We start from the raw sequence: 19,453 nt of genomic DNA, 5'->3' as shown, positions 1-19,453 counted from the left end.
CGCCACGCGGGTCACCCCCGTGTCTTGTCGCCTCATCGTCCTCACTCCACTTGCTACCAGCCCGGTACAGGCTGCTGATCCATGACCTGGCGTTGTATGTCGTCGCCGATGCGCAGGCTGCGCAACAACACCAGTATGTTTTCCTTGTGCGTATAGTTGAACACCACCGGCAACCGCTGCTGCGGATTATTGCCGCGAATCGTGACAGCCGCATCAAGCCAGCCGTCCGCTGTCATATCCAGTCGTGCGCTGAACTCGTTGATCAACAGCGTGCTCAGCGCATCCATGGCAATCTGCACGGCCCGGTTCGCATCGCGCATGGCGCGCACACTCGCGCCCGGCAACAACATCAGCGCCAGCATCTCTTCGTTCGCCAGCCGACCACCCTGCACTGCCAGGGAATTGCGCCCCAGTTGTACCGGCAGATAACCGCCGACCCGACCGGCCAGTTGCACCACCGGATCTGCCTGCATGCCCGCCACACGATCCATATCGATGCGTGTGATGACCACCGTCTGGAAATCATCAGCGGGCCAGTGCAGCGCCGGCGCCAACACTTCGCCGCCCAGCACCTCGGCACGGATATCGGAAAACTGCCAGCTGTCCAGATCGGTGCTGACCTGTGTTTGAATATTGCGCACCGTGGTGCCTACGTCCAGCGTCGCGAGACGCAGCGGGCCATCGCTGGTCAGACGGACATCACCCTCCTGCAGCTGCAACGCCACGCGCCCGGCGCCACCCCGGGCAACAATGCCGCCCATGTCCACGCCAAGATCATTGACCCGAAACCAGCCGTTGGCCGCCAACGCGTCTTGCCAGTGCCAGTCCAGCGCCGCACTCAATTGCCCGCGGGTCAGGGTCACCGGCAGCCCGCGGCTCATGTCGGCCATCAACGGCGTATCCAGCACGATGTCGCCGGCAACACCGCCGTTCGCATGGGGGCGAGCCCGCAGCTGCAGCGCTGACTGCCAGGCCGCGACAGACAGTGCTGCTTCGCCGCCCAGCCCCTGCAATGTCAGCGTGCCCTCAACAAGCGGCAATACCCAGCGTGATGCCGTCAGCCCTTCTGCCCGCACCCCTATCGGACCGTGGATACCGGTCGCATCCAGCCGCAAGGCACGGTTGGCCGTATAACGCTGGGGCCGGATCAGCACGGCCTCCTCCAGCCCCTCACTGATGACGCCCCGGCTTATATGCAGCGTGGCGCCACGGTCAATAAACAGCTGCGCGCCCGCACTCGCATCAGCGCCCAGCCGCCAGGGCAGCTGCGCCGCAATCTCCCCGCCCTGGTCGTAGAACGGCAGCCGCGACGTCGCCGCCAGCACGCCACGCCAGTCACCGCTGCGCTGTGAGGCTGACACGGTGCCGGACACCGGCCAGGCACCGGGCTGATCAGGCAAATAATGGCCGGAGAAGCTGGCCCGGGTGGCCCATTCCGGGGACCGCATTGCCGTCACCGGCGCAGTGATCGTCAACGCCAGATCATCGCCAGCGACCTTGGCGGTCAGTGGCGCGCCGGATAACCCCTCGGGGTCCACCTCGCCCTGCCAGCGCGCATTGACGGCATAGCCCTGATAATCGCCTGCCAGACGCAGCAGACCAGCCCAGCGCCAGTTGCCGCCGGTCCAGCTGAGGCGGCTGTCGCGGGTCTCCAGGCGCACGTCGTCGTACGTCTCGCCCGCCTTCTTATCGTAATAACGCAACTGCGCAGAAATCGTTGTCGCACCCTCCGCCGCCAGGGGGATGAGCAATGGCGCAGACCAGCTGAGATGCAACGCCTCCCCCCAATGAATGGCGGCGGGCGCCAGGGTGAGCGTCTGCCCCTCCCATGTCAGCGGTATTTCACCGTGCAGGTCCGGGGCTCCCGTTTCCGGGCTCTCCACTTCCGGGCTCTGCATTTCCGGGCCTCGCAGACGCAATGTGCCCGCGCCGGACGCGGCATCCGGCGCATCCGTATCCAGTTGCAGGGCCACTTCACCCTGCGGCCCCGTCGCCGTCAGATTCAGGGCCAGCGCCGTGACCGATGTCAGATCACCCCGCGCCCGCAGCGCCTCGTGCGCCTGCAAGTGCCAACCGGCAGTCAGCGCCAGGGGGGCATCCAGCGTGGCCAGCAACGACCAGTCACCCTGGTCGATATCCCACTGCGCACTGGCGGCAGCGCGCTGGGGTTGCGCCGCGTGGCCCAACTCGCGCCCCTGCAACCGCAGAGCGCCGCGCCACGCATCCTCGGTCAGGACGCCAGTGCCTTGCAGCCGCAGCTGGCCGATCAGGTCGGCATGCCAGTCCGGCAGAAACAACTGCGCTTCCAGCGTCCAGTCCCCCGCCGCATCCAGCGCCCCGGCCACATGACTGCGCCCCTGTGAAGCGTCCAGTGTCCAGTGTCCTGCCGACTGAGTGCCTGTGACACGAATGCCGGGCAGATCGGTTGTTGCGGGGGTATCCAGATGAAGGGCGTCGATGGTGATCGTCAGCGCAGGCAGGCGTGGCAGACTGATGCCATCAGGCGTCTTTTCAGGCGTCTCTCCAGGCATCTCCCCAGCGGCATCACACGGTGTCACGACGAGCGTCTCAAGCGTCGCGGTGAGAGAGCCTGTGGCGGGACGTGTCAAAGAACGGATCCCGGACAATCGAAGCTGCTCGCCGACAAGCCGCTGGCAGCCGTCCTCCGTCCAGGTCAGCCGCTGCACCTGCAGGCCGGTCTCACGCCCCCAACTGACGCCCTCAACACGCAAACTCGCCGGCCACAACAGCCACGCCAGCATCAGCAACAACAGCACGAACGCCAGCAGCGCGATCAGCAGCCACGGCAGAATCCTGCGGATTGAATGCAACGTGCGGGGCATGAGGTTCCTTCCTGATCCACGAGCCTGGCCTGATCCACGAGCTCGGTATGAGTTCAGCATACCTCACTGCCATACCTTACTGCGCTGTGACGGCTGCGCTTTATCACACCAGGCAATTCACCCTGGCAATTCACACAGGCAATGCCGTTCGACCACGGCAAACCGCGAAAAATCCGCAGCGGCCGCCCGCACCGCCATCACAGACCGGTCGGGGTAAAAAAGCACTAAATCACAGGCCTGTTGCTGGACAACGACAGTGCCGGAAGCGCTACGGTGGAGACGATGATCACGGGAAAGCCTTAAAAGGAGAGCCATGATGAAAGCCATGATGAGAAAACTGAAACTGATCTATCTCATGCCACTGATGCTGGCGCCAATATCGTTGCAGGCGGCCCAGCAACCCGGCGAAACCCCGGGCGCCAATCCGCAACCCGGCACTGAAGCGCCCCATGAGCAACGCCCTGGCACCACGCCACAGGCGCCCGGCCCGGGCCAGCCTGGCACGCAACCCGGGACTCGACCAGGCACTCAACCAGGCACGCAGCCGGGCACCCAACCAGGTACCCAGCCTGGCGCCCCCGGCCATGAACGGCAGTATCCGCCGGGCGAAGAGCCTGCCTATGAGGAGCCACGTCGCGATGAGGACAGTCGCGCTGAGGACAAGCGTCGCGATGAGCGCGATCGGCGCCACGACGCCACCGGCACCGACACGCCGGGCACCGGTGGTCCAGGCAGCCCTGCAGGCGGTGCTGGCAGACCGTAAGTTCACCCCCAACGCGCCATAACTTGATCTGGATCAAGTTATGGCACACTCACACGCCCCTCGTGTGATGCATCGGCTCGCCTCTTTGCTAGTGTGGTTGTCATCGACACCGGCAGGGAGGCAGGCATGAGCAACGACCGCGAGCCCACCACCACTCTCGACGGACCACACGGCGCGTCACGCGACCTCGCTCGTGATACGCCACATCGCGCAAGACGAGAGCTGGCCACTTTCCTGTTCCTCTGTGTTGTGCTGTTCCCGGCACTCAGCATCGCGCTGATTGGCAGCTACGGTCTGGCGGTATGGCTCAGCCATGCCTTCGGGGGTTGAGCATGGACCGTCGCGCTTTTCTCCGCCTGCAAGCCGCCGCCCTCGCCGCTGCCGGGATACCCCTGCCCGCCAACGTGCAGGCCGCCGCACTGCCTGATGATCTTTCCGGCATTACCTGGCACAAGGCCCCCTGCCGTTTCTGCGGTGTCGGCTGCGGCATGCAGATCGGCGTCCGCAACAATCGTGTGGTCGCGGCCACGGGCGACCCGGAAGTGGACGTCAATCGCGGGCTGGCCTGCGTCAAGGGCTACTCCCTGCCCGGCATTCTCTATGGCGAAGATCGTCTGACCCGACCATTGCTGCGCATGCGCGATGGCAAGTTCCACAAGCGCGGCACGCTGACACCGGTAAGCTGGGAGACGGCCATGGATATCATGGCCGACAAATTCCGTGCAGCGCTGCGCGAACATGGCCCGGACAGCATTGCCATGTTCGGCTCCGGCCAGTGGACGATCTGGGAGGGCTACGCGGCCAACAAGCTGATGAAAGCCGGCTTCCGCAGCAACAACCTTGATCCCAATGCCCGGCACTGCATGGCCTCTGCCGTGATGGGCATGATGCGCACCTTTGGCATGGATGAACCGCCCGGCTGCTATGACGATATCGAGCATGCCGATGCGTTCGTGCTGTGGGGTGCCAATATGGCGGAAATGCACCCGATCCTGTGGACCCGGGTCAGCGAGCGCTGCCGCCAGCACGGCGCAAAACTGATCGTGCTCTCCACCTTGCAGAACCGGTCCTGTGACATGGCCGATCAGGCGATGATCTTCACCCCCCAGACCGACCTGATCATTCTCAATTACATCGCCCGATACCTGATCGAAGAAGACAAGGTGGATCACGACTTTGTCCGTCGCCATGCGCGCTTCCGTCGCGGCAACGCCGATATCGGTTATGGCCTGCGCCCGGAAGACCCGCGTCAGATCGCCGCCACCAACGCCGATAATCCCGGGGGTGGCGAAGATATCGATTTCGAGGCATTCCGGGAATTTCTTGCGCCCTACACGCTGGCGTATGCCGCCCGGGAATCCGGGCTGCGCGAGAGCGAACTGGAAACCCTGGCGCGCATCTATGCCGATCCCGACACGCGGGTCATGTCGTTCTGGACCATGGGGTTCAATCAGCACACGCGCGGCGTGTGGTGCAACAACATGATCTACAACCTGCACCTGTTGACCGGCAAGATCTCCACCCCGGGCAACAGTCCTTTTTCTCTCACCGGGCAGCCCTCCGCCTGTGGCACTGCGCGAGAAGTGGGCACCTTTTCCCATCGCCTGCCAGCGGACAAACTGCTCGCCAACCCGGCGCACCGGCAATTCGCCGAGGATGTCTGGCAGCTGCCCGCAGGCACATTGCGGGCAGAAAGTGGGCTCTCCGCCGTGGCCCAGAGCCGGGCGCTGAAAGACGGCGTACTCAAGGTGTACTGGACCCAGGTCACCAACAACATGCAGGCCGGCCCGAATGTCAGCCAGGAAATCCTGCCCGGCTGGCGCAAGGACGACACCTTCATCATTGTCTCGGATATCTATCCCACGCTGTCAGCCCAGGCCGCCGATCTGGTGTTGCCCGCCGCCAGCTGGGTCGAAAAAGAAGGCGCCTTCGGCAATTCGGAACGGCGCACACAATTCTGGCATCAACTGGTCACACCACCGGGCGAGGCGCGCTCTGACCTCTGGCAACTGGTTGCCTTGTCCCAGCGCTTTACGGTGGATGAAGTGTGGCCGGAAGCACTGCTGGCCAAAGCGCCCGACTTGCGCGGCAAGACCCTGTTCCAGGTGCTGTTCGCCAACGGTGAGGTGGACAAGTTCCCGCTGGACGACGATCACCCGAACATGGAAAGCGAGGCACTGGGTTTTTATCTGCAAAAAGGGTTGTTCGAGGAATACGCCCGCTTTGGTCGCGGCCTGGCCCACGACCTCGCCGACTTCGATGTCTATCACCGGACCCGGGGGGGCTTGCGCTGGCCCGTGGTCGACGGGCAGGAAACCCGGTGGCGCTATAACGGCGAATTCGACAGCTATGCAAAACGCCATGCTGAGGGCGACGAACAGTTCGCCTTCTATGGCCACAAGGACAACCGCGCCATCATCTTTGCCCTGCCCTATGAACCAGCGCCGGAGCTGCCGGATGACGCCTATCCCTTCTGGCTGAATACCGGGCGAGTGCTGGAGCACTGGCACACCGGCACCATGACCCAACAGGTGCCGGAACTGCATCGCGCGGTGCCCCATGCGTTGTGCTACATGCACCCCGACGATGCGCGAGACCTGGCGCTGCGCCGTGGCAGTGAAGTGGAAATCCAATCTCGCCGCGGAAAAATGCGCGCCCGAGTGGAAACAAAAGGCCGCAACCGGCCACCGCAGGGCATGGTATTTGTGCCCTTCTTTGATGCCGGCCGACTGGTCAACGCCTGCACGCTGGATGCCACGGACCCGATATCCCTGCAAACCGATTTCAAGAAATGCGCGGTGCAAATACGCCCCGTAAGGGGGACGGCATGATACGTCACGTTTTCCTGTCAGCGGCCGTGCTGGCCGCCGGATTGCTGTTCAATGCCCCGGCCATCGGCGACGACCCTGCGGCGTATATTGACCAGCCAACGCGCACGCCCCTGTTATCGCCGGAAGAAGACCGGCGCCCGGCGCGTCCACCGGCGGGCAATCCGACCGGGGCGCCTACTATTCCCCATCGCATTACCGGCCATCAGCTGACCCGCCAGCATAATCGCTGCCTGACTTGCCACGGCCGGGACGCGCCGGAAAGTCTCGGGGCAACGCCGATGCCCGCGTCCCATTATCTGGATCGGGATGGCGAGCCCCGGGAACCCCTGGCCGAGGCCCGCAATCCTTGCACCGCCTGCCATGTGCCGCAATTACGCGGCAATCACTGACAAGGAGGCCCCATGCGCCGCTGGCTGAGCCGTTACTGGCACATCTTCCGCAATCCCAGCCTGCACTTTTCGCTGGGCTTCCTGGTGCTGGGCGGCTTCGTCGCCGGGATCATCTTCTGGGGGGGCTTCAATACGGCGATGGAATACACCAACACCGAATCCTTCTGTATCGGCTGCCATGAAATGCAGGACAACGTGTATGCCGAACTGAAATACACGGTGCACTATCACAACCGCTCGGGGGTGCGCGCCACCTGCTCCGACTGCCATGTGCCCCATGAGTGGACCAACAAGATCGGCCGCAAGATGGAGGCCTCCAAGGAAGTCTGGGGTAGCATCTTCGGCACCATCAACACACCGGAAAAATTCGAGGGCAAGCGTCGGGTCATGGCGGAGCGGGAATGGCGCAGACTGAAAGGCAATGATTCACTGGAATGCCGCAATTGCCACGAACTGGAGTACATGGATTTCAGCCAGCAGTCGCCCACCGCGCAGCACATGCATGACCTGGCGTTTTCCGGTGACATCGAGGCCACCTGCATCGACTGTCACAAGGGTATCGCGCACCGCTTGCCGGATATGGAGGGCGTGCCGCAGTGGCCCGAGGGTTTGTTTGAGCGCTTGTTTGAAGGGAAGCTTGATGAAGCGCCGGTGATGGACGAGGCGGTCCTTCGCGATACGATCATCGAACCTGCTGCGTCACCCCCTTACTGAGCGCCGCCGGGTCCTGACGGTAGAACAACGCCAGCTGCTCATAGACCCGCGGCAACGCCTGCTGCAAACGCTCTGGCGCTTCGAAGAAATTCTCTGACAACACCGCGAAAAACTCGGCTTCCTCCGTCAGTGCGTAACCATCCACCGGCAACGGCTCCCCGGCCTGTTCTGCACGGGCCAGCGCGTTCCATGCGTCGGTCATGACCTCATACCAGACACGGGCGTTCATGCCCCGATGTAACGGCGGCGCGCCATTGGCGCCGCCATCGCTGCGCATGTCCAGCTTGTGGGCAATTTCATGGATGACCACGTTGTAGCCGTCTTCAGCAGACGCGGCCAGCACATCCTCCCAGGACAGAATCACCGGCCCGAGCTCCCAGGCTTCGCCGCTGAGCGGCTCACCCCCGGTGTGCACCACGCCCGCGTCATCCTGCCAGCCGTGATCGGGAATAAAGGCGCCCTCGTACAGCACAATGGCATTCCAGTCCCGCAGCCAGTCCAGACCCAGCTCCAGGACCGGCACCGCCGCCATGGTCGCCACGCGCAAACGCATGGCATCCGTCAGCAGCAGCCCGCCACCGGACAGGAAGTATTTACGCAGAATCAGCCGCAGCGCCATGTCGCGCAGACGCTCGCGCGCCTCGCCCTGATAGCGCGCCACCACCGGCCAGTCGGCCACCGCCTGTTGCCACTGATCTCGCAACGGCGAGTCCCGCAGCCGACGGGTTTCTACCCAGTGACGCAACCGCCTCAACATGCCAACTCGTTTCCTTTTATGACTCTTTATGACTCTTTATGAATCTGACTACCGAAAAAACGGTCTGCCGATCAGCGTCGATAATGCGCCGCCAGTGCCGCATCACGCTGCCGCGCAGCCCGGTAACGCGCCGCAAACACTACACCATGCACCAGCACCAGCAGCGCCGCCAGCAGTATCCACAGGGCGCGCACGGTGGCGGGCCAGGGCTGTGCCAGCGAGCGCGATGCATCCACCCACAATACCTCGGCGCCCGTGTCATCCTGGCTGCGGGACAGCACCAGGCCACTGACCCGGAACGCTTGTGCGCCGTCATCCCTTGCTAACGTCAGCAGCCGCTGCAGCCGCAACCTGGCGGCGCCGGGCTGCCGGTTATCCCAGGGCAAGGTAGCATCACCGGGCGAGTGCACCGCAATCACGACGCCGCCACGCTGTGCCGCGCTGATCTGTTTCGCCAGATCGTCCAGCTGTGCACTGGCGCGTTCGTTGGCCAGTGTCTGCGCCTGGCGCTTGATGTCATTGATATGATGCTCTGCGCTCACCGCTTCCGGCACCGCCTCGTCCTGCGCTGCGTGCTCACTGAGCAGCGTCTGCAACGCCTGCCAGCTCTCCGGCGGGGTGTCGACATTCAGATGCAAGCCGCCGAACACGATATCCCGCAAGCGGCTGCATGCTGAACGCTCGCGCGGCGCCGTGTCACCGTCGCAGGCCGCGTCTACCAGTGACACAATCTCGTCGGGGCGCGTGATAACCACCGGCGTCACGCTGCGCTGGCGCGGATCTCGCCCGGCGGCACGCAGCTGCATCATCAGTTCCAGATACGGATCACGGCGGGTGTGAATGAAATCCCCTGCGGCAAGACGTGCGGTCACGTCATCCATCTCGGCATTATCCAGGGCCATGGGCTCACCGCCCCAGCGCAGCAGATCACAGCGAATACCGGGATCAGCCCACTGGGTTGGTGCCTGCCGCACCTCACAGCGCGCGTCGCCGGTCAGTGTCACCATGGCGCCCGCGCGGGGCGCGGCAGACTGCAGCGCCGCCACGTCACTGAAGGTTTGCGCCGACTTGCCGCCAAGCCAGTTGGCCGCCACTGCGATATCACCGCGCACCCCGGGAGACACCGCCAGCGCCCACAGTAGCGCCGCCCCGGCAACAATCACCATGGCCAGATGCTTGCCCCAATAGGCGAGCGGAAACCGGCGAATCTCGTCATCCAGCGCCATGCGATGCCCCAGCCGCACAGCAGAGCAGTCCTCCACCCGCAGCTCGGTTTCCAGCCGCTGCCCGGCACGCAGATCCAGATGAGGCAGCCAGTGCGGCGGCAGCGTGAAGGCGAGCTTGTCCCCCAACATCAGCTGCGTTACCGCAGGCTGTTCACTGCCTTCGTTCTGCAGGGCCAGGATATTCAGCTCACCCGACACCCGGTTCACTTTCTGTGCCGGCCCCGGCTGCCAGTGGCGCCAGAAAAACCAGAGGCCCGCCACGCCCAGCACGCCGGCAACCGCCAGCCAGACATAACGCCCCGCCTGCAACCCCTCCATGCTGGCGATGGCCAACGCGAGGAACGCCAGCAACCAGAAAAGGCCGGGCAACAGCCCCAGGCCACGTCCCGTGCGCTGCTCGATCTCCGCTGGCGTTTCGTCACGCTGCCCGAGAATATCGACGCGGGCACGGGTCTCTGCGCCAGTGTCCGTTTCATCCCCGGAAGTGGGATCATCCACAAAGACCTCTTTCAAGGCGCCGCGGCCGCCGCTGGTCCACTGGGAATGCTGTGTCTCTCGCCGCGCGTCCCGGTCCCGCCCCTCGAGCAATTCGAAGCTGTCATTGAGCCGTAACACCACAGCGAAGCGGTCGGTAAAAACCACTTCCGCACGGTTGCTGACAGGGTCCAGAAAGGCCCCTGCATCGAAGGGCAGGATAACTTCCACACCACCCAGGGTATCGTGCCAGGTCGAATGGCCACTGCCCTCCAGGCCATGGCGCTGGTATTCGCCCTCCAGAGCAAATACCTCGTCGCTGTCCAGCGGGACGGCGATATCGGGCTTCAGGGGATCATGCAGAAAGGGTTCGAGGGCCTGACGTTCCGCCGGTGACAGCCGCCGCAGGGGCGCGGCGGACTGACGCACCGAGGACAACACACGTTTGGCGCTGCCCCGGCGACTCCGGTAACCGATATAACTGAATAACGATGTGCCCAGAATGATCACGATCACAATGAGCTTGATCAGTACCAATCCATCCATGTAGCTGCGCTCCCGCCAGAAACTAAAACAGCGGCGTATGCTACGTGAATTTACGCACCGGTACTGCGCACCACATCAGTGTTTGTACTTGTACTTGCCCGGGCCGGTGAAGATCAACGCGAGCGCCGTCAGCAGGAAGAACAACTGCAGCTCGATGGCCCAGGCACCTTGCGGCGTCAGCGCGAAGATTTCTGCTGTATGCGCCAGACCGATCGCAAACAGCATGTTGACCACAATCAGCGCCGCACCGATGCGGCTGTAGAAACCGACAATCAGCATCAAGGGCGCAATAATCTCGCCAACATAAACGCCGTACGCAAAAAACTGCGGCAGGCCACTGGAAGCCAGCATGCCCTTGATACCGGCAATGCCACCGGTGAGTTTGGCAATGCCATGGAACAGCATCAGACCGCCCACGGTCAGACGCAGGATCAACTTGCCGATATCAGGATTGTGCATGCTCGATTTCCCTTTTTTGCGCAACAGAATAATGCATGAGCTTATCGCCTTCCGGGGCGGGGTCTGTCAAGTGTCGTGCCCTGACAGGCGTTCAGCATAGGCCGCTTCGATGCCGTCCAGGGCCGCCCAGAATGTCGGCGGCTGCTCGTTCTGCAACCGCGCCACCAGGATGCGCAGATGCGCATGCCAGCCGCTGGCCACACTGACCCGATCCGGTGGCGTCAGCTTGCGATGCGTCAGCACCAGCCGCACCCGATCATCATGCGTGCTCAGCGCGAAGGTCACCTCGGAATATCCCGCCTCTCCCTCATCCCAGCTGATACGCAGGCAATGTGGCGGATCACACACCAGCAAGCGATGCCGTGTCTGTATGCCGCGCGCGTAATGACGATACTGCGCCGGCGCCGCTTCGTGTGTCGGCGACAGCGACTGGTGATCGAAGTGCAACGTGAAATCTTCGCCGGGCAATGCAGGTAAATCGCCCCCCGCCAACCACAGTGCACGCTTGTTAGGCTCCACCAGCCAGGACCAGACCCGCGTCTGCGGGCCCGGCAGCCAGCGTTCAAAGCGCACCGTGTCGGCGGCCGTCAGCTCGCCCCAGCCCGCCTCACTCATGCGCTGCCCCCGCATCCTTTTCCGTCTGACGGTCCGCCCGATCATCGGCCTCCTGCTCTGCCACCAGCAGCGCTTCGAGCGTGTCCAGCCGCCCGCGCCAGAAGCGCGAGTAGTAATTCAGCCACGCCTGCGCCGCTTGCAACGGCTGCGCCTGAATACGACAGAAATGCGTCCGCCCGGCCACGCGCCGCTCGAGCAAACCGGCGTGCTCCAGCACCCGGACATGCTTGGACGCCGCCGCCAGCGACATGGCGAAGGGCGCCGCCAGCTCGCCGATACGCAACTCGCCCTCCGCCAGACGCGCCAGCATGGCGCGCCGAGTGGGATCTGCCAACGCATGAAACACACTGTCCAGCGCCGGCGTTTCGTTTTGCGTGTCTGTCATGTGGACGTCTCTGTCATGGACGGCCCTGGAGCGGGCTCACAATACTCACTGACCACCGGCCTGCGTTGCCGCGCTGGCGTTGACCAGATGCACCACCGCCGCCGGATTGCTGACCCAGAACGCCTTGAAGTCCTCCGGCAACGGTTCCAGCTCATCCTGCCGGACATAGCCCTGGCTGGCCAGGTATTCGGCGGCCTCAGCGTCCTGCGTGATCAGCTCCAGCCATACCTCCGACTGGCCCACGCCCGGCGTGCGATCAATCCACAACTGGTTGTCGCCAAACGCAAACACCACATGGGGCGCATGCTCACTGATCTCCGCCAACCCCAACACGTCGCGATAGAACGCCACCGTCTGGTCGTACTGCGCCACCGGGACTTTCATGGCGATATTGCGGCCGCCAGTAAAGCGCTGCTTCTGTTTCAGTTCCTGTTTCATGCCATTACCTCCTCTGTGAACGTCAACCAACCAACCGCATTTATTAAACCATATGGTTTAATAATATGGCAAGCCACGCCGAACATACCCGTTGCCTATCACCGCCATAGTCAAAACCACACCACCTGGCCCTTCACCTCAACAATGGTTGAGGCCCTATTCTGCCCGCACGCTAACCGCTGACGCAGAGGATGCCCCATGACCGACATCAACCTTGCCGCCTACCTGGCACGTATCAACCATCAGGACGCGCTGGCGCCAACGCTGCCCGTGCTGCGCGCATTGCAGCGTCAGCATGTCATGCATATTCCGTTCGAGGATCTGGATTCCTTTCAGGGGCGGGAGGTGTCGCTGGGGCTGGCCGATATCGAAGCGAAGCTGATCACGCGCGGGCGCGGTGGCTATTGCTACGAACACGGCCTGCTGTTCAGGAACATCCTGGAGCAGCTGGGGTTCCAGGTGCGCGGGCTGCTGGCGCGGGTGTACTGGGGCGCCGCAGAGGATGCCCGCCCGGCACGCTCGCACATGCTGCTGCAGGTCACCATTGATGGCATTGCCTATGTGGTGGATACCGGCTTCGGCGTCATGACCGGCGTTGCGCCGCTGCGCCTTGATCAGGAGACACCCCAACCCACCAGCCATGAGACATTCCGCATCCGGCACGAGGATGGCATCTATACCCAGCAGGCGCTGGATGAGGGTCACTGGCGCACGCTGTACCGGTTTGATCTGACCGCCTGCTGGCCGGCAGATTACGAGGTGGCCAACTGGTTCACCTCCCGGCATGCCTCGTCACGCTTTGTCAGCGATCTTATCGCGACCCGCGTGGATGCAAACTGCCGGCATATTCTGCGCAACAATCACTACAGCGTGCGTTACCCGGATGGCCGCACATTGCGGCAGGAACTGGACAGCCCCGCCGCCGTGCTGGCGGTGCTGGAGGACACCATGCGCATCAGGTTGCCGAACAAGGCGCAACTGAGAAAGCGCCTTGAGGAACAGTTCGCGTCGCGAGATCTGTTTCCCTCGAGGGCCATTCAGGAGCCATAACCCAGCCACGTGAGCACGTCATCCGAGAAGGAATAGAACTTGGGAAAGTCGCTCCTACCCAATTACAAAATGGACAAATAGCTCTTTTTAGGTCAGTGTGTTAAAACCCTAGAAGCTCCCACCAGTACGACTAAGAATACAACGTAACACCGACGTTCCCCTCTTCCAAATCAGCAACCATGCCGCCTCCCTGCCGGGAGGACAACCGCAGCTATTAGAGTAACAATCAAGACCACGATTTAGTACCGCTCTACAAGATCAATCAAGCGAAGATATCTTGGATCAGCGGTCAAATCAGGCTTCGCCTCTGCAATTAGCGCAAGAATCTTGGGCAAATCATAGGGGGCGCGAGTCAGAGTCTGTGGGGTTACGGTATTCATGAAGTCCAAGGTGGCGTCAGGATAACGAACGGTAATTGGGTCACTCTCCATCCCCCCCCGCATGAACCGATGAAGAGCATGACTACCCCCCTCAAAAGGCACCAAGAACCGCTTTACTGCGGAATAGACCGCAGGAAAATCACCTTCAGCACGAGCAAGGAGCCTAATCCAAGACAATGAAGACGACCCCGTTCGGAATTTACGCTCTCTAGGCCACACATTCTCGATGAACGGGATAACAACCCTATTCCAGCCATCGTCTTTCGATCCACCTACTTCGCAAAGCCAGAATATGACGTGGCTGCGCACTCCGTCACTCATTCGCCGCAAGGCGCTTTTCATTTCTTTCTGAGTAAGGCCGCACGCCTCCCCCTCAGCGAAAACGCACATATGGGCCAGCCATAAAGCTGGCGCATCCGAGACATCCGCCTTCCAATAGAATGCCTCTATCCATGGATAAAGCTTGAGGAGCAAGGGCTTCAGGAGCACTACAAGCTGCGGAGAGGGAACGCCAGATGTATGCAAAAATCCGCTCCAAGCTGGCTCAGTTGCCGGGTGATCAAAAGCCAACATGGGAAGCAGGCGAACTTCCGTCCAGGCAGGATCAACGTGCATGAGCCGGTTCAATCGGCGCATGCAGATTGCCACGGCGTGATTAGCTCCTTCTCCACCGGCCGAAAAAAGGCGCTCCAACCGTAACTTAATATGATCCGGAACCGATGAACCTTTTTCTTGAGTCTCGCCTAGAACAGCCTGGATCAGAGCTTCTGCACACATCCCCAGGGGAGCATTGATCGCTTGGTCATAGGTTCGTGTGGACCGCTCGAGAGATTCTCCTACTTGAAGTACCCCGCCTGTAGCACTCCTTGATACTTCATCTCCAGCAGCCAAGACACAATCCACTATGTGATCATAGAGCTGCAAAGCAAGCTGCTCGTCCAACTCAATAGCAGCCGTAAAATTCCGCCCCAACCACCTTCCAAGAACATAGCGAAGCTCAACCACTACTGGGCACGGAAGATTTCTGAGTCTGTGCAAATAAAGCAACTTAAACCGTGGAGAAGTCTCCTTAGGCATCTCAGCAATCAGAGCCGACCAGAACGCTGCTGGGTATTCGCCGGACCTAGCAGCCGCAGTTAAAGCTGCAAGGGCCTTCCTCGGGTTGATCTTTACAAGCCCAGTGAACGGTCGCTCCTCATTGAAATTACCAAAGCCCCGCTCCAAACCGGTCTTAACCTTGGCCATAGCCACTATTTCGCCGACCGGAAGATCAAGAATGGCAGCCGGGGATTCATCTGTTCCAACCCAGCCGATATGTAATCCGTATTGCGCCACGGTTGAAACCGCCAAGCTATCATCCCAATCAGGAATATCAGAAATAATCTTCTCGAGCGCTGCCGAATGTGGCTCAGATAGCCCGCAACCTTTCAACTGAAGATATCTACCATATCTTGCTATGATCCCATCACGTATTTCGGGATAGGCACCATCAGCCCAGTAGAATCTTTGATCTGGGCCGGCGAGTAGACGCTCTGCAAGACGATCCTTATCAGCCACAGAAAATTCCGGCCATCGATCCTCAACCAGAAAGAGCAACTCTCTGGCCACCCCGAAATCCCAGAATGACTCTTGATCAAAAGACATAAGCACCTCGACCGCGCGAACGGCCGAAAATACATTTGGCTTTGATAAGGCATATAGCTTCAACTTACGGAAGAAGTACTTATCGCCTTGATCCCAAGTCATGGCGTGTACTTTTGCTAGATCCGGATCTAGAGCAACAAGACGGTCATAGATCTTCACAAAGAGAATTAAAACTTCGACAGAAGATAAATCTCCTTCCCCATCATCCATTTCTCGACCTGGATAAACTGTAGGCGTGGCGAAGCTGGCGACATCGAGATCAGTCAATGTGCCGGAGGCTGCAGATATTTGATACTCCAGGATTCTCAGAACATCACTTATCATTTCATCAGGCACATCAAGACCCTGCCCATGCATATCCAGCAACTTCACCTCGAACATGACCACATCTTCAATGTTCGTCTCTGCCCACCTCTCCGGAGGAGGTTTTGATCGACGAACACCTAAAGGTTGCGCCATCGCCAATCGAGGCTGAAGTGCGCGATCAAGATCCCTTAAGACGCTACCCGTCCAACCCTCTTTAGCTATTCTTCTATTGAGATGGAACCAGCTCTCGCCCCAGTCACGATTACGAGCATCACGATGACACTCCAGAATCAAACTCCATACGTGCCGAGCCTTCTCATCCAGATCTTCTTCTCGCCACAAAGACAGTCTGAGCTGTGCAATGAGCCGTGGATGCAAGCCTTTTTTTTGAGCCGCCCACCAAGCAATGACCGGGCTTCTTATCGATCTATCAATCCATTTCATCATGTGCCAAAGCCTAGGCGGAATCGCTTCTTGTCCCTCAATCTGCCGATCGCCGAGGCAGTGGAAATCTGCAGGGTTATCGTCTCCCTCTCTCCACTCCAGCAAATCATCGTTCCTGATTTCTCTCAGATAGCCCGCCTCTTCACCCCTCTCTAGATCATCGTCTAGACCATAAGCCAAGTAAGGCGAAAAAGTTTCAACATCTTGACTATACCCGCCAGCCGCCTTTGCTGACCTGACAACCCCGTCCAGCACACAAATCCATTCTGGATGAGGCAGAGGATCTATTTCAGAAAAAATCTTCGCCCCCTGTACCGAGCGCAATACGTGAGCAACTTTTCCACGTTCATGAGGAGCCAAAACCTTGGGATCAGAATAAGTCGAATCGAGAACACCAGCCCTCCATGCCCGCGGGTCATCGGCGCGCACCGCCCAGGCCTCTAGGGTTTCCCAAAGCTGAAAATGATCTTCATAAGCGATGGCAGTCACGCCTCTATCACGCCATTTCGCTTCAATGTCTTCTGGCCGGCCTTTGTCAAAAGCATAAAGCCGCGAACGGTCAAACTGATCATCGTGATTCAAACCTTGAAGCAAATACTTCACAGGTGGATCTTCAGCCTGATATCCCACCAGAACAACTGTGTAATACTCGAGCAGATTCCTAACAAAGTTCGTAGCCCAAGCTTCGGAGAGGTAGGCTCTTCCGAAGTCAGCACTGCTCAGTACATAGGCATGCTGATCTGCCTCTACGGACGCAAGTCTTCCATGCAGGTATGTGACACCATCTACCGGAGCTCCTAATGCAAGATCAGGGAAAGCGGGAGGAACGTGAACCTTGAAATCGGCAACTTCGTCAGCCTCGAAGAGCAGATCGAAGTTCGTGGTGACAACCTGCGGCACTCCATGCGGATTCGAGGAGATACGTTTGATCAGTCCGTGCTCGCGACCAACGCCGCCCGCCATATGCTCAGAGCGCAATCGCTCCGTGACAAGCGCATTGACCTCATTTTTCCCATACTCTTGGTGCAGAAGATTGAAGATTTGGTCTAACGGCACGTTTGCTGCGGAAGGCTCATCGAGCCATGGCTGAAATGCAGTCATGATCTCCGAAGATGATTCAGGATCGAAGAAATCAATGACATGCCTAGTCAAACCAATGAAGCTCGGCATTCCCGATGGAAGTGAAACGCCTGCACCGCAAAGAAATACGACACGGCCTGCATCGCATCTTTCAAGAAGGAGATCGGGTATAGCTGGCCCATTAGCGAAAAACCTCATACCTTGGCCCTCTAGCTTTGTCCTATCTCTCCAGCCAATTCCGCACTACTGCCCCACTGACAGCACCGAATGGCAGGGCCCAACGGGCGGTCGGCGGCAGCCACTGGCGCAAGCTGTACTGATTTGATCTGACCACGCACCAGACATCTACAGCACACCATGCACATCAGACTGCCGAACGAGACATAACCGGGAAAGCGCCTGGAGAAACAGTTCGAACCGCGTAGTCTGTTTCCCTCAAACGCTATCTAACCACCATTATCCCGCCCCGTCAGCGACGTGTGAGCAAAACAGGACTCGGAGAGATCACTCCCACTCAATCGTCGCAGGCGGCTTCGAGGAAATGTCGTAGGTCACCCGGCTGATGCCCGGGATTTCGTTGATGATGCGGCTGGATACCGTTTCCAGGAAATCATAGGGCAGATGTGCCCAGCGGGCGGTCATGAAGTCGATGGTTTCCACCGCACGCAGGGCCACCACGTATTCGTAGCGGCGGGCGTCGCCGACCACGCCGACGGATTTCACCGGCAGGAACACGGTGAAGGCCTGGCTGGTCTTGTGGTACAGGCCAGCGGCGCGGAGTTCGGTGATGAAGATGTCATCGGCCAGCCGCAGGGTGTCGGCGTATTCCTTTTTCACTTCGCCGAGGATACGCACGCCGAGGCCGGGGCCCGGGAAGGGGTGGCGGTAAACCATGTCGTAGGGCAGGCCCAGTTCCAGGCCGATCTTGCGCACTTCATCCTTGAACAGTTCGCGCAGGGGTTCCACCAGTTTCAGCTTCATGTGTTCCGGCAGGCCGCCCACATTGTGGTGTGATTTGATCACGTGGGCCTTGCCGGTCTTGCTGGCGGCGGATTCGATGACGTCAGGATAGATGGTGCCCTGGGCCAGCCAGTTTGCGTTGGTCAGCTTTGATGCCTGGTCGTCAAAAATATCGATGAAGGTATTGCCGATGATCTTGCGTTTCTTCTCCGGGTCTTCAACGCCGGCGAGTTTGCCCAGGAACAGGTCTTCGGCGTCAACGCGGATCACTTTGACGCCCATGTTCTCGGCAAACATTTCCATCACCTGGTCACCTTCGCGGTGACGCAGCAGGCCGTTGTCGACAAACACGCAGGTGAGCTGGTCGCCAATGGCCTTGTGCAGCAGTGCGGCGACCACGGAGGAATCGACGCCGCCGGACAGGCCCAGGATCACTTCTTCGTCGCGCACCTGTTCCCGAATCTGTTCGATGGCGTCTTCAATGATGTTGTCGGGTGTCCACAGTTTCTCGCAGCCGCAGATGTCGCGAACGAAACGTTCCAGCAGGCGACCGCCCTGCAAGGTGTGCGTCACTTCCGGATGAAACTGCACGCCGTAGAATCGGCGCTCGTCGTCGGCCATGCCGGCGACGGGGCAGGAGCCGGTGCTGGCCGTGACCAGAAAGCCTTCCGGTACGCTTTCAACGCGGTCGCCGTGGCTCATCCAGACGTCCAGGAAATCGTGTCCTGCTTCTTCGTGATCGGTGATGCCATCCAGCAGACGGCTGCCGCCGGTTTTCTGCACGCGGGCGTAGCCGAATTCATGCTTCTCGCCGTGGATCACCGCGCCGCCCAGCTGGGAGGCCATGGTCTGCATGCCGTAGCAGATACCCAGCACCGGTACGCCGTGCTCGAATACGCGCTGCGGTGCCCGGGGGGTTTCGGTCATGGTCACGGTTTCCGGGCCGCCGGAAAGAATCACCCCGGTGGGATCAAACGCGCGAATTTCCGCATCATCCATATCAAAGGCACGAATTTCGCAGTAAACCCCGATTTCGCGCACACGGCGAGCAATCAGCTGGGTGTACTGGGAACCGAAATCCAGAATCAGGATGCGCTGGGAATGAATATCTTTCATGGCGTTGTCCGCTCGGGGCTGGTGTCGCCCGGT

15 protein-coding genes are annotated in these 19,453 nt (G+C 60.4%); 6 read left to right on the top strand and 9 right to left on the bottom strand.

What is annotated here, in order from left to right:
• Nucleotides 1-53: 53 nt before the first annotated feature.
• Nucleotides 54-2,843, bottom strand: coding sequence for a YdbH domain-containing protein (locus K8B33_RS10555; protein WP_223426235.1), 2,790 nt, complete (start codon nucleotides 2,841-2,843; stop codon nucleotides 54-56).
• Between the two features lie 316 nt (nucleotides 2,844-3,159).
• On the opposite strand from K8B33_RS10555, the gene K8B33_RS10550 reads away from it, so the two are divergent.
• From K8B33_RS10550 to K8B33_RS10530, 5 genes are all read left to right on the top strand, one after another.
• Complete coding sequence (locus K8B33_RS10550) at nucleotides 3,160-3,606, top strand: hypothetical protein (protein ID WP_223426233.1); 447 nt, start codon at nucleotides 3,160-3,162, stop codon at nucleotides 3,604-3,606.
• A gap of 126 nt (nucleotides 3,607-3,732) precedes the next feature.
• Nucleotides 3,733-3,936 carry a periplasmic nitrate reductase, NapE protein gene (locus K8B33_RS10545; RefSeq protein ID WP_223426231.1) on the top strand — a complete coding sequence of 68 codons (204 nt, stop codon included), beginning with the start codon at nucleotides 3,733-3,735 and terminating at the stop codon, nucleotides 3,934-3,936.
• Between the two features lie 2 nt (nucleotides 3,937-3,938).
• Nucleotides 3,939-6,437, top strand: coding sequence for a nitrate reductase catalytic subunit NapA (gene napA / locus K8B33_RS10540; protein WP_263284635.1), 2,499 nt, complete (start codon nucleotides 3,939-3,941; stop codon nucleotides 6,435-6,437).
• Entirely contained in the window at nucleotides 6,434-6,826 is a 393-nt protein-coding gene (locus K8B33_RS10535; protein ID WP_223426225.1) for a nitrate reductase cytochrome c-type subunit, read from the top strand. Before napA ends, K8B33_RS10535 begins: the two co-directional genes overlap by 4 nt.
• Nucleotides 6,827-6,838: 12 nt before the next feature.
• On the top strand, nucleotides 6,839-7,540 hold the full coding sequence (locus K8B33_RS10530; protein WP_223426223.1) for a NapC/NirT family cytochrome c: 702 nt from the start codon (nucleotides 6,839-6,841) through the stop codon (nucleotides 7,538-7,540).
• On the opposite strand, the gene K8B33_RS10525 is transcribed toward K8B33_RS10530, so the two are convergent.
• The 6 genes from K8B33_RS10525 to K8B33_RS10500 all read right to left on the bottom strand — a co-directional run bounded on the left by K8B33_RS10525 (nucleotide 7,509) and on the right by K8B33_RS10500 (nucleotide 12,440).
• The gene (locus tag K8B33_RS10525; RefSeq protein ID WP_223426221.1) at nucleotides 7,509-8,297 is read right to left on the bottom strand and encodes a M90 family metallopeptidase; all 789 of its coding nucleotides are present in this window, start codon (nucleotides 8,295-8,297) and stop codon (nucleotides 7,509-7,511) included. The two genes, K8B33_RS10530 and K8B33_RS10525, sit on opposite strands and share 32 nt — an antisense overlap.
• Nucleotides 8,298-8,368: 71 nt before the next feature.
• The gene (locus tag K8B33_RS10520; protein WP_223426218.1) at nucleotides 8,369-10,543 is read right to left on the bottom strand and encodes an IgaA/UmoB family intracellular growth attenuator; all 2,175 of its coding nucleotides are present in this window, start codon (nucleotides 10,541-10,543) and stop codon (nucleotides 8,369-8,371) included.
• Nucleotides 10,544-10,618: 75 nt separating this feature from the next.
• Entirely contained in the window at nucleotides 10,619-11,002 is a 384-nt protein-coding gene (locus K8B33_RS10515) for a DoxX family protein (RefSeq protein ID WP_223426217.1), read from the bottom strand.
• Between the two features lie 66 nt (nucleotides 11,003-11,068).
• Entirely contained in the window at nucleotides 11,069-11,617 is a 549-nt protein-coding gene (locus tag K8B33_RS10510; RefSeq protein WP_223426216.1) for an SRPBCC family protein, read from the bottom strand.
• Nucleotides 11,610-12,002: an ArsR/SmtB family transcription factor gene (locus K8B33_RS10505; protein WP_223426215.1), complete on the bottom strand. Its 393-nt coding sequence runs from the start codon at nucleotides 12,000-12,002 to the stop codon at nucleotides 11,610-11,612. Before K8B33_RS10505 ends, K8B33_RS10510 begins: the two co-directional genes overlap by 8 nt.
• Nucleotides 12,003-12,047: 45 nt before the next feature.
• Entirely contained in the window at nucleotides 12,048-12,440 is a 393-nt protein-coding gene (locus tag K8B33_RS10500; RefSeq protein ID WP_223426214.1) for a VOC family protein, read from the bottom strand.
• Between the two features lie 198 nt (nucleotides 12,441-12,638).
• Here K8B33_RS10500 and K8B33_RS10495 point away from each other — a divergent pair, with 198 nt between their 5' ends.
• On the top strand, nucleotides 12,639-13,490 hold the full coding sequence (locus tag K8B33_RS10495) for an arylamine N-acetyltransferase family protein (RefSeq protein ID WP_223426212.1): 852 nt from the start codon (nucleotides 12,639-12,641) through the stop codon (nucleotides 13,488-13,490).
• A gap of 239 nt (nucleotides 13,491-13,729) precedes the next feature.
• Here K8B33_RS10495 and K8B33_RS10490 read toward each other — a convergent pair whose 3' ends face one another.
• Nucleotides 13,730-17,542, bottom strand: a complete 3,813-nt coding sequence (locus K8B33_RS10490; RefSeq protein WP_223426210.1) for an SIR2 family protein — start codon at nucleotides 17,540-17,542, stop codon at nucleotides 13,730-13,732.
• 306 nt (nucleotides 17,543-17,848) lie between these two features.
• A complete protein-coding gene (gene guaA, locus K8B33_RS10485) occupies nucleotides 17,849-19,420 on the bottom strand; it encodes a glutamine-hydrolyzing GMP synthase (RefSeq protein ID WP_223426207.1) in 1,572 nt (523 codons plus the stop codon).
• Between the last annotated feature and the right edge of the window lie 33 nt (nucleotides 19,421-19,453).

Source organism: Alcanivorax limicola (genome assembly GCF_019931215.1).
In the GTDB taxonomy this organism is placed as follows: Bacteria; Pseudomonadota; Gammaproteobacteria; order Pseudomonadales; family Alcanivoracaceae; genus Isoalcanivorax; species Isoalcanivorax limicola.
The sequence above is the reverse complement of the archived record's forward strand: the minus strand, read 5'-3'. Positions and strand labels throughout refer to the sequence as shown.